At 74.7% G+C, this 10,532-nt stretch carries 8 protein-coding genes; 4 read left to right on the top strand and 4 right to left on the bottom strand.

Features of this window, described 5'->3' with window-relative positions:
• Window positions 1-228 precede the first annotated feature (228 nt).
• Complete coding sequence (locus ACFYUV_RS45600) at window positions 229-693, bottom strand: iron chaperone (RefSeq protein WP_387680988.1); 465 nt, start codon at window positions 691-693, stop codon at window positions 229-231.
• 61 nt (window positions 694-754) lie between these two features.
• Window positions 755-1,210: a carboxymuconolactone decarboxylase family protein gene (locus ACFYUV_RS45595; RefSeq protein WP_387680985.1), complete on the bottom strand. Its 456-nt coding sequence runs from the start codon at window positions 1,208-1,210 to the stop codon at window positions 755-757.
• 178 nt (window positions 1,211-1,388) lie between these two features.
• On the opposite strand from ACFYUV_RS45595, the gene ACFYUV_RS45590 reads away from it, so the two are divergent.
• On the top strand, window positions 1,389-3,863 hold the full coding sequence (locus ACFYUV_RS45590) for an ATP-binding protein (protein ID WP_387680983.1): 2,475 nt from the start codon (window positions 1,389-1,391) through the stop codon (window positions 3,861-3,863).
• On the opposite strand, the gene ACFYUV_RS45585 is transcribed toward ACFYUV_RS45590, so the two are convergent.
• Complete coding sequence (locus ACFYUV_RS45585) at window positions 3,847-6,558, bottom strand: LuxR C-terminal-related transcriptional regulator (protein ID WP_387680981.1); 2,712 nt, start codon at window positions 6,556-6,558, stop codon at window positions 3,847-3,849. The two genes, ACFYUV_RS45590 and ACFYUV_RS45585, sit on opposite strands and share 17 nt — an antisense overlap.
• A gap of 128 nt (window positions 6,559-6,686) precedes the next feature.
• Here ACFYUV_RS45585 and ACFYUV_RS45580 point away from each other — a divergent pair, with 128 nt between their 5' ends.
• Complete coding sequence (locus ACFYUV_RS45580; RefSeq protein ID WP_387680978.1) at window positions 6,687-7,301, top strand: dihydrofolate reductase family protein; 615 nt, start codon at window positions 6,687-6,689, stop codon at window positions 7,299-7,301.
• Window positions 7,302-7,317: 16 nt separating this feature from the next.
• On the opposite strand, the gene ACFYUV_RS45575 is transcribed toward ACFYUV_RS45580, so the two are convergent.
• Window positions 7,318-8,703, bottom strand: a complete 1,386-nt coding sequence (locus ACFYUV_RS45575) for an MFS transporter (RefSeq protein ID WP_387680976.1) — start codon at window positions 8,701-8,703, stop codon at window positions 7,318-7,320.
• 312 nt (window positions 8,704-9,015) lie between these two features.
• On the opposite strand from ACFYUV_RS45575, the gene ACFYUV_RS45570 reads away from it, so the two are divergent.
• Window positions 9,016-9,429, top strand: a complete 414-nt coding sequence (locus ACFYUV_RS45570) for a VOC family protein (RefSeq protein WP_387656450.1) — start codon at window positions 9,016-9,018, stop codon at window positions 9,427-9,429.
• Between the two features lie 274 nt (window positions 9,430-9,703).
• The gene (locus tag ACFYUV_RS45565; protein ID WP_387680973.1) at window positions 9,704-10,528 is read left to right on the top strand and encodes a nitroreductase/quinone reductase family protein; all 825 of its coding nucleotides are present in this window, start codon (window positions 9,704-9,706) and stop codon (window positions 10,526-10,528) included.
• Window positions 10,529-10,532 lie beyond the last annotated feature (4 nt).

The raw sequence follows: 10,532 nt of genomic DNA, 5'->3' as shown, positions 1-10,532 counted from the left end.
CTGTGCCTCAACGTCGAGGTGCTGTCCAGCGACGGCATGTCCATCGAGATGCGCGACACCGACGAGGACGTCTTCCGCGCGGCGGAGGAACTCGGCATCGATCTGTCCCGGCGTGAGCCGAGCAGCGTGGACGAGGTCTGACGGTCCCGTGCTCCACTGCGGCGCGCCGGTCCGGAACAGGGTCCGGCGCGCCGCGGTGGAGCAGGACCGCAGGGGTCCGCCGGAGGCTCAGCCCGCGGCCTGCCGCACGAGGGCGGCGATGCGCGCCTCAGCGTCGGGGGTCAGCTCCTTCAGCGCGAAGGCGCTCGGCCACATGGCGCCGTCCTCCAGGGTCGCCCCGTCGTTGAAGTCGAGGGTGGCGAAGCGGGACTTGAACTTCGCCGCGGGCTTGAAGAAGCACACGACGCTGCCGTTCCTGGCGTAGGCGGGCATGCCGTACCAGGTCTTCGGCGTCAGGTCCGGGGCGGCGGCCCTGATGATGGCGTGCACCGCCTTGGCCAGCACCCGGTCGTCCTCGGCCATCTCGGCGATCTTCTCCAGCACGTCGCGCTCGCCGTCGGCGGCCGACGCCTTCCCGCCGCGCCGCGCGGCCTTCTTCAGCTCGCTGGCGTGCGCCTTCATCGCCGCGCGCTCGTCCTCGGTGAAGCCGTCGAAACCCTTGCCGGACGCGTCGGTGTTCTTCGTGGTGCTCATGGTGAAATCTCCTCTGTGTGGGGTGAATGCTAGTACTGACCGTTTTGTGGGGTGGTGTCGCTCAGCCCCACGCGCCGGCGATCTGCCGGGTGGTGGCGTTGAGCCGGTTGAACAGGTTCGTCACGCCGATCATCAGCACGATCGCGGCGAGCTGCTTCTCGTCGTAGTAGGTGGCGGCCCGGTCCCAGACCTCGTCGCTGACCGCGTCGGGCCGGTCGGCCAGCCGCGTGGCGGCCTCGGCCAGCTCCAGCGCCGCCCGCTCCTCCTCGGTGAAGTACGGCGCCTCCCGCCAGGCGGCCACCGTGGCCAGCCGGTCCTCGCTCACCCCCGCCTTGCGGCCGCCCTTGACGCCCGCGTCCACGCAGGCGCTGCACCCGTTGATCTGGCTGATCCGCAGGTGCACCAGCTCCAGCGTCCCGGCGTCCACGCCGCCGGCGTGCACCGCCTTGAACAGCTCCTGGATCGACTGCATCGCGCCGGGCAGAACGGAGGCCGGGTTCTTCATCCGGGACTGCATGGTGGTTCTCCCTTTTCCCTGGTCGGCGCCCCGTCCCCCGGGGCGTGACTCCATCTCAGCGCAGCGGGCCCGGCGCGACGATGCCCGTGGGACACCGTGGGACAGCCGGGATGCCGGTGGCCTGCGGCGATTCGTCCCGGTAAGTTTCTTCCGCGACGGGACAGAGAGGCAGGAACGCGTGACTCGACAGCAGACGGCGGACCCCCAGGACGAGCTGGCCACCCGCCTGCGCCTGCTCCAGGAGCTCTCCGGGCACGGCGTACGGGCGCTCGCCCGCGAGACGGGCCTCAGCTCGTCGTCGTTGTCGCGCTACCTCAGCGGCCAGTCGGTGCCGCCGTGGGCCGCGGTGATCGAGCTGTGCCGCCTGGTCAAGCGCGACCCGCGACCGCTGCGCCCGCTGTGGGACCGGGCGGCCAACCCCCTTCCGGCGCCGCCGAAGGCGAGCCGCCAGGTCCAGCCGCCCTCGGCGCCCGCCGGCGCTCCCCGTCCGCCGCGCAACGACCTGCCGCGCGACGTGCCCGACTTCACCGGGCGCGCGGAGCATCTCGACGCCGTGCTCGCCGCGGTCGCGCAGAGCCGGGTGGTCGCCGTGGACGGCATGGCCGGCGTCGGCAAGACGTGCCTGGCCGTGCACGCCGCGCACCGGCTCGCCGCCGACTACCCCGACGCCCAGCTCTACCTGGACCTGCACGGGTTCACCGACGGGCGGGAACCGCTCGACCCCGACCCCGCGCTGCGGTCGCTGCTCGCCGCGCTCGACGTGCCCTCGGAGAAGATCCCGCAGGAGGGCGGCATCGAGCCGCTGGCCGCGTGCTGGCGGGCCGAGCTGGCCGGGCGGCGGGCTGTCGTGGTCCTCGACAACGCCGCCGGCGCCGACCAGGTCCGCATGCTGCTGCCCGGCGCGGGCGAGTCCGTCGCCCTGATCACCAGCCGCAACCGGCTGCTGGGCCTGGAGGAGGTGCCGCCCGTCTCGCTGGACGTGCTCACCCCGCAGGAGAGCGCCGAGCTGCTGGCCCGCGCCAGCGGCGACCCCAGCGGGCCCGACGGGCGGCTGGCCCAGGACCCGGAGGCGGCGGCCGAGGTGCTGCGGTTGTGCGGCCACCTGCCGCTGGCCCTGCGGCTGGCCGGGGCCCGGCTGCGCCACCGGCCCGGCTGGACCGTCGGCATCCTGGTCGAGCGCATGGCCGAGGGGCCGAGCGAGTTCGACACCGCCTTCGCCATGTCCGTGCGCCAGCTCGACCGGGCACAGCGCCGCCTGTTCCGGCTGCTGGGCCTGCTGTCCGGGTCCTCCTTCGACGACTACGTGGCCGCCGCCCTGGCCGGGGTGCCGCTGCGCGACGCGCGGGCGATGCTGGAGGACCTGCTCGACGCCCACCTCGTCCAGCAGCCCTCGCCCGGCCGGTACACGCTGCACGACCTCGTCCACCAGCACGCGCGCCGGGCCGCCGAGGAGCAGGACACGCCGGCCGAGCGGGAGCAGGCGCTGGGCCGGGTGCTCGACTACTACGTGCACGCGGCGGCCGCCGCCGACGCCGCGATGCCGTACGAGTCGGGCAGCCGGGCCGCGTCCGCGGGCAGCCCGCCGGCCGCCCTGCCGGCCTTCGGCGGCAAGCACGCGGCGCTGGGCTGGTTCGGCGCGGAGTACACCAACCTCATGGGCGCCTTCGAGGTGGCGGTCGCCACCGGCGCCGACGTGCACGCGTGCGAGCTGCCCCGCTTCATGCGCGCGTTCTTCGCCCGGCGCTGCGGCACCACCCACCTCAACGTGCTCTTCGAACGCTCGCTGGCGGCGGCCGAACGCCTGGGCGACCCGTGGCAGCTCGCCGAGGCGCACAGCGACCTGGGCTTCGCCCGCTACAACGCGGGCCGCATGGCCGAGGCCGGGGCCGCGTACGAGGCGGCGGCCCCCCTGGTGTCCCAGGCCGGCGACGCCCGCTCCGCGGCGGACCTGATGATGCGCCGCGGCTACCTGAGCTGGGACGAGGGCCACGTCGAGGAGCCGCTCGACCTCTTCAGGCAGGCGGCCCGGCTGTACGACGACGCCGGCTGCCCGACCGGCGCGGCCCACGCCGCCGCCGACGAGGCGTGGGCGATGCTGCAACTGGGACGCCGGGAGGAGGCCGCCCGGCTGGCCCGCGACGTGCTGGCGCGGACGCACGGCGAGCCCGGCTGGCCGGCCACGCTGACCGCCCGGATCACCCTCGGCATGGCGATCGTCCACGAGGAGCCCGGCGAGGCCGCGCAGCACCTGAGCCGGGCCCTGGAGCTGGCCCGCGAGGACGGCCACAAGCACAACGAGGCGTGGTGCCTCAACTGCCTGGGCGTCGCCCTGCGCCAGATGGGCCGCCACGAGGAGGCGCTGGAGAGCCACCGGGAGGCGTTCGCCCTCCTGGACGAGCTGTTCGAGGAGCACTGGAAGGTGCACTTCCTCTACGGCTACGCCGAGACCTGCCGCCTGGCCGGCCTGCCGGAGGAGGCGCTGCGCCTGCACCGCCAGGCCCTCGACCTGGCGCCCAAGGTGGGCGCGCGGCACAAGGAGGCCCTGGCCCACGAGGGCATCGCGGCCGTGCTCGACGAGAGCGACCCGGCCGCCGCGGCCGAGCACCGCGCGGCGAGCCAGGCCATCCGCCGCGAACTCAGCCCGGACGCCTGACCTCGTCCCCCTCGCCGGGGGCACGGGCGGCGGTCGCGCGGGCCAGCTCGGTGCGGTTGGCGACCTGGAGCTTGGCGTAGACGTGCGCCAGGTGGGTCTTGACCGTGCCCCGGCTGACGAACAGCCGGGCGGCGATCTCCGGGTTGGACAGCCCCTCGGCGGCCAGCCCGGCCACCGACCGCTCGGCCGGGGTCAGGCTCTCCCATCCGGACTCGGGCCGGCGGCGCGGCCCCCGCGCGCGGGTGGCGTGGGCGACCGCCGTGTCCAGGTCCATCGCGCGTCCCCGCTCGACGGCCGCGCGCAGTTCGCGGCCCGCCTCGCCGTCGGCGGCCGGGAGGGGGCGGGGCGCGGCCCCGAGGTCCGCGCGTGCCCGTTCGGCGGCCCCGGCCAGCACCCCGGCCGTCCTGACGGCGCCGCGACGCAGGTCGAGCAGCGCCAACGACTCCAGGCCGGCCACCAGGCCGAGCACGAGGTCGTGCTCGGCGTGGATGCGCAGCGCCTCATGGTGCAGCCGCAGCGCGCGTTCCGGGTCGCTGTCGTGGGACAGCAGCGCCAGCTCGTCCAGCACCCCGGCGCGCACGCGCGGCATGCGCGCGGTGACCGGCGACCGCGACAGGGCCTCCAGCAGCCGCGCCGCCGCCGCCTCCTCGTTCGACCGGCGCAGCGCCGCCGCCAGCACGAGCTGGGTGTCGGGCGCCAGCCACGCCGCGTCCGGCTCCTCCTGCCAGCGGCCCTCCCGCCAGCACCACTCCACCGCCTCGCCCGGCCGGTCGTGCCCGAGCGCGAGCATCGCCTGGCAACGCTCCCACCCGGTGATGAACGGCAGCCGCCCGAGCCCGTCGATCAGCCGGTCCACGGGCTCCAGGGCGGCGGCGGCCTCGTCCAGGCGGCCCTGCAGGATGCGGATCTCCGCCAGGACGACCCGGGCCGAGCCGGTCCAGTGCAGGTCACGCAGCGGTTCCGCGGTCTCGACGGCCCGTCCGGCCAGCTCCGCGGCCCGCTCCAGCGCGCCCGACCGGGCGGCGGCCAGCGCCCACCAGCCCAGCGCGAAGGAGGCCACGCCACGGTCGCCGCGCGCCACCAGCCGCTCCACGGCCCGCTCGAAGCACTCGATCGCCCGCCGGTAGTCGTCGCCGAGCACGTGCACCAGGCCGGCGATCGCCTCGGCGCTGTCGGCGACGAACCCGTCCCCGGCCCGGACGGCCTCGTCCCGCACCGCGCGGGCCTCGGCCAGCGCCTCGGGGAGGCCCGTCGCCAGCAGGCCGAGCGCGATCAGCGGCCCGGCGGGACGGGCGGCCTCCGGGGCGCCGGCCGCCTCTGCCAGGTCCCGCGCCGTCCGCGCCACCTCGAACGCCTCGATCCCCGGCTCGGCGGTGTTGAGCACGAGCGCCAGCGCCGCCAGGACCCTGGCCTGGAGCGGGCTGCGCTCGTCCGCGCCGAGCGCCGCGGCCCTGCGCAGCAGCGCGGCCCCCTCGGCGCCGCGTCCCTCCAGGTGCCACAGCCACGCGCAGTCCGCGGCCAGGCGCCGCCCCCGCGCCGGGTCCGGACGCGACAGCCCCCACTCGATCGCGGCCCGCACGTTGGGGTAGGCGGCGCCCAGCCGCGCCCGCCAGGCGTCCTTGTCGGTCTCCAGCAGCGGCGCCAGCTCGGCCGGCAACGACGCGTGGACGTCCAGGTGCAGGTCGCGTGCGGCGGTCTCCTCCCGCGCCGCCGCCAGGCGGTCCAGCGCGTACGCCCGCACCACCCCGAGCAGCCGGTACCGGGCCACCGGGCCGGTCGTGTCGGCCACCACCAGCGACTTGTCGATCAGCCCCCGCAACGCCCTGAGCAGGCGTCCGGCGCTCGGCCCGCCGAGCTCGGCCAGGCGGGTGACGGCGTCGGCGGTGAAGCCCGGCTCGAACACCCCGGCGCGCCGGAACAGCACCTGCTCGTCGTCGTCCAGCAGGTCGTGGCTCCAGCTCATCGACGCCTGCAGGGTGCGCTGCCGGAAGGGGGTGGTCCGGGCGCCGCCGTCCAGGAGGGCGTAGGGGGCGCTCAGGGAGTCGGCGATCTGGGCCAGCGACAGCGCGCCCGCCCAGCCGGCCGCCAGCTCCAGCGCGAGGGGCAGCCGGTCGAGCCGGTCGCAGATCCGTCTGGCCTGCGATTCGGCCGTCCGGTCCGCGTCCGGGGCGCCGGCGCGGACGCGTTCGAGGAACAGCTCCAGCGCGTCGGCCAGCCTCATCGGCGGCACCGGCCACACCCGCTCGCCCGGCACGCCGAGCCTGGACCGGCTGGTGGCGACCACCGCCACCCGCGGGCACTCGGCCAGGAGGGCCGCGACGACGCCGGCCGCGTCGTCCAGCACGTGCTCGCAGTTGTCGACCACGACGAGGAGCTCTCGCTCGCGCAGCGCGGCGGCCAGCACCGGCAGCGGGTCCCGGTCGGCGGGCAGCGGGACGTCCAGCGCGGCGGCCAGCCGGCGGCCGACCTGGCCGCCGTCGGTCTCCTGCTCCAGGCCGACCCAGAACACGCCGTCCGGCCACGCCCCGGACGCCGCCCGGCACAGGCGCATCGCCAGCCGGGTCTTGCCGCACCCGCCGGGCCCGGTCAGGGTCAGGACCCGCCCGGCCGCCACCGCCTCGGCGGCCGCCGCCAGCTCCTCGGCCCGGCCCACGAACGACGACAACTCTGCCGGAACATGACGGACATCAGACATCGCCCGAAGTATGCCAGCAAATAGGCCAGGGGATCGGCGGCATCTCTGCCAGGTGGCAGATGTTCCCGGCCCGCCCGGACGGCAGGATCGTGTCCATCGCAACGAACACCTCACCAGGAGAGCCGGACATGACGCAGCACGACACCATCCAGGGCCGCAGGGTCGTCGGCAACATCTCGCTGTCCCTCGACGGCCGGGTCAGCGGCCCGGGCGGCGAGTACGACATGAGCTGGATCGTCCCGCACGCCCTCAGCGACGGCGCCCGCGACCACATGATCCGGGTGACCGGCGCGGCCACCACCGTCCTGCTCGGCCGCAGGAACTACGAGGGCTTCGGCTCCTTCTGGCCGGCGGTCGCCAAGGACGAGGACGCCGACCCCCGCGACCGGGCCTTCGCCCAGTGGCTCGACGAGACCGAGAAGATCGTCTTCTCCTCGACCCTGACGGACGCGCCGTGGCAGAACTCCCGCCTGGCCGAGACCGGCCCCGCCGCGGAGGTGGAGCGGCTCAGGAAGCAGGCCGGCGGGGACGTCATCGTCCTGGCCAGCGGCAGCGTCATCAGGGCCCTGCTGGAGGCGGACGCGCTGGACCGGCTCAGCATCACGCTCTGCCCCGAGGTGGCCGGCGGCGGCGCCCGGCTGTTCGAAGACGGCCTGCCCGCCACGCACTGGTCGCTGACCGACCTGACGACCACCGGATCGGGCGCGATCTGCCTGCTCTACGACCGCCTGCGCCAGGGCTGAGCCCACGCCCCACAGGTCAGGCGGGCAGCGGGGCGGCGGTGGCGCGGTGGCGGGCGAAGGTGAGGGCGACGACCGTCCCGAGCAGCATGCCCGCGGCCGCGACGAGCACCGCCGTGCGCATCCCCGAGGCGAGCGCGGGGCCGGTGGCCTCGCCCACCCCGCCGGCCGCGACCAGCACCGCGAGCCCGAGCGCCGCGCCGACCTGGAGCGCGGTGGAGGCCATGCCGGAGGCGATCCCCTGCTCGCCCGCCGCCACGCCGGTGGCCGAGGCGATCCACATCCCGGTCCAGGTGAGGCCCTGGCTGACGCCGGACACGACGATGCCGGGCAGCACACCCCAGTACGAGCCGTCGGCGCTGATCCCCATCGCCAGCAGCGCGGTGCCCGCCGCCCCGCCGACGGTGCCGAGGAGCAGCGTCATCCGCATCCCGATCCGCCCGGCCAGCCGCCCGCCGAGCTGGGTGCCCAGCGCGATCAGCAGGGACGGCACCAGGAACGCCAGCCCGGTCGCCACGGCGCCGTACCCGAGCACGGTCTGGAAGTAGACGGTCAGGAAGTACGGCAGCGCGTTGAACGTGGCGCCGAAGACCAGGATGACCGCGACGGCCGAGCTGAGGCTGCGGTTGCCGAACAGCCGCAGCGGCATGAGCGGGTCGGCGCCCGCCTTCTCGACCGCGACGAAGGCGGCCAGCAGCACGGCGGCCAGCACGAACCCCCCGGTGATCAGCGGCGAGCTCCACCCCGACTCGGGGCCCTGGATGAGCGCGTAGGCGAGCAGGCTGACGCCGCCGGTGGCCAGCACCGCGCCCGGGACGTCGAACCGGCGGCCCCGCGCGCGGGCCCCGTCGGCGGGCAGCAGCAGCCAGGCTCCGGCGATCGCGACGACGGCGAGCGGCACGTTGACGTAGAAGACCGCCTTCCAGCCCCAGGCGCCGGTGAGCAGGCCGCCGAGCAGCGACCCGAGCGCCAGCCCGCTGGCTCCGGCGCCGCTCCACACGGCCAGCGCCCTGTTGCGCGCCGCCCCCTCGGCGAAACCGGTGTTGACCAGCGCCAACGTGGCCGGGAACAGCAGCGCGCCGCCCAGTCCCTGCGCGGCCCGCGCGGCGACCAGCGTCCCGGGGCTCTGCGCCAGGCCGCCGGCCAGGGAGGCGAGCGCGAACAGCGCCAGCGCGCCCACGAACATCCGGCGGTGGCCGAGCAGGTCGGCCGCCCGGCCGCCGAGCAGCAGGAACCCGCCGTACGCGACGGCGTAGGCGCTGGCCACCCACTGCAGCGTCTGCGGGGAGAAGTCCAGGTCGGCGCCGATCCGGGGGAGGGCGACGAAGACGATGTTGAAGTCGAGGGAGGTGATGAGCTGGGAGAGGGCCAGCAGGGCGAGGATCAGGCCGGGTCGGCGTCTCATGTCCACCTTCATACGATTGTTCGGGAAAAACGTACAGTTCGGGATCCTCGTACAGTTTGGGGACGCTCGTCAAATCACCGTCCGGCGAGGACGCGGCAACGAGAAAGGGCCCCCGCGAGATCGCGGGGGCCCGTCGTTCGGGTGCGGGGGATCACCGCTGGCCCTGCGTGCCCTTCGAGGGGAGCGCGCAGGCGAGGGCCGCGCCTCTCAAGGCCGGTCCAACCGGTCAGGATTCGAGAAGCGCCCGGCCGGGCGTCCTCCGTAGCGTTGCTCTCATCGTCGGAAACGTCTGAAGCACCAAGGAGACACGGCATGAAAGCGCACGTCAGCTCTATCCTCCTCGCCGTCCGCGACATGGAGGCGGCCAAGCGGTTCTACACCGAGGGCCTGGGCTGGAAGATCCAGAACGACTACGGCATCTCGGTGTTCTTCGAGTCCGACGGCGCCTCGCCCGTCGGCTTCTACGGCCGCGAGGGCCTGGCCGACCAGATCGGGCTGAGCCCGGAGGGCAGCGGGTTCAGCGGGGTCGTGCTCACCTATGTCGTCCGCAGCGAGGCGCGGGTGGACGAGATCATGGAGGAGGCCGAGAAGGCCGGCGCCACGATCCTCAAGCCCGCCGGCGCCCTGCCGTGGGGCGGGTACGGCGGCACCTTCGCCGACCCCGACGGCTACGTCTGGAGCCTGGGTTACAGCGAGCAGGGCGAGGACCAGCCCTACGCCGAGTAGCCGCGGCGGGCGCCTCCACGGGAGGCGGTGAGGTCCGGCGTCGGCGCGCGATCGCGCCGACGCCGGACCACCGCGGACCCGGCCTGGAGGTTTGTCGGCTTTGCGAAAAATATCTTGATGAAGTAGCGTCACCCCCGTGACTGCCGGGTCGGCCTTGGGCCACGCACCAGAAAGCAGCCCGGCCCTGGCGTGATCGCCCGGCGGGCGCGCGGCCCGCCGCTTCCTCTTCTCCTCCTCAGCACGTCAGAGCAGAGACCATCACCCATGGAGAAGAGTGGATTTCAACAAGCAGGTCATCGACGAGTTCCGCGCCAACAACGGCCAGGTCGGCGGCTATTTCGAGGGAGCGAGACTGCTCCTGCTCACCACGACCGGCGCCCGTTCGGGCAAGCCCCACACCACCCCGCTCGGCTACCTGCCGGACGGCGGCGAGCGCATGCTGGTCATCGCCTCCGCCGGCGGGGCGCCGAGGAACCCCGCCTGGTACCACAACCTGCGCGCCGACCCCCGTGCCACGGTCGAGAGCGGCGTCTTCGTCTTCGACGTCGAGGCGGAGGTCCTGGAGGGGGCCGAACGGGACGCCGCCTTCGCCCGCGCCGTGGAGGGCGACCCCGGCTGGGCCGATTACCAGGCCAAGACGACCCGGATCATCCCCGTCGTCGCGCTGAAGGTGGTGCCGGGGCCGCCCCGGTCGACCGCGCCCTCCGGCGGGGCGTACCTCAAGCTGGTGCACGACGGCTTCCGCCGCGAGCTCGGGCTGATCCGCAAGGAGCTGGCCGACACCGGACGCCCCGGCCTGGGCGTGCAGCTGCGCGTCAACTGCCTGACCATGTGCCAGGGGCTGCACCACCATCACACCGGCGAGGACACGATGATGTTCCCGGCGCTGGCCGAGCGGCATCCCGCGCTCGCCCCGGTGATCGAGCGGCTGGCCGTGGAGCACGAGCGCGTGAGCGTGCTGGTGGCGGAGCTGAAGGAGGCCCTGTCGGGTGACGACCCGGTGCGGGTGCGCGCGGAGATCGAGCGGCTGACCGACGAGCTCGAAGCGCATCTGGCGTACGAGGAGGAGCAGCTCGTGCCGATCCTCGACCTTCCCTGACCCC

Origin of the sequence: Nonomuraea sp. NPDC003560, from assembly GCF_042878785.1 — a bacterium.
Lineage (GTDB): Bacteria > Actinomycetota > Actinomycetes > Streptosporangiales > Streptosporangiaceae > Nonomuraea.
This window is presented reverse-complemented; position numbering and strand designations above follow the sequence as displayed.

Bases quoted from the DNA above. Each gene is read 5' to 3' on its own strand.
- ACFYUV_RS45600 (WP_387680988.1), bottom strand. From the start codon at position 693: ATGAGCACCACGAAGAACACCGACGCGTCCGGCAAGGGTTTCGACGGC.
- ACFYUV_RS45585 (WP_387680981.1), bottom strand. From the start codon at position 6,558: ATGTCTGATGTCCGTCATGTTCCGGCAGAGTTGTCGTCGTTCGTGGGC.
- ACFYUV_RS45595 (WP_387680985.1), bottom strand. From the start codon at position 1,210: ATGCAGTCCCGGATGAAGAACCCGGCCTCCGTTCTGCCCGGCGCGATG.
- ACFYUV_RS45580 (WP_387680978.1), top strand. From the start codon at position 6,687: ATGACGCAGCACGACACCATCCAGGGCCGCAGGGTCGTCGGCAACATC.
- ACFYUV_RS45570 (WP_387656450.1), top strand. From the start codon at position 9,016: ATGAAAGCGCACGTCAGCTCTATCCTCCTCGCCGTCCGCGACATGGAG.
- ACFYUV_RS45575 (WP_387680976.1), bottom strand. From the start codon at position 8,703: ATGAGACGCCGACCCGGCCTGATCCTCGCCCTGCTGGCCCTCTCCCAG.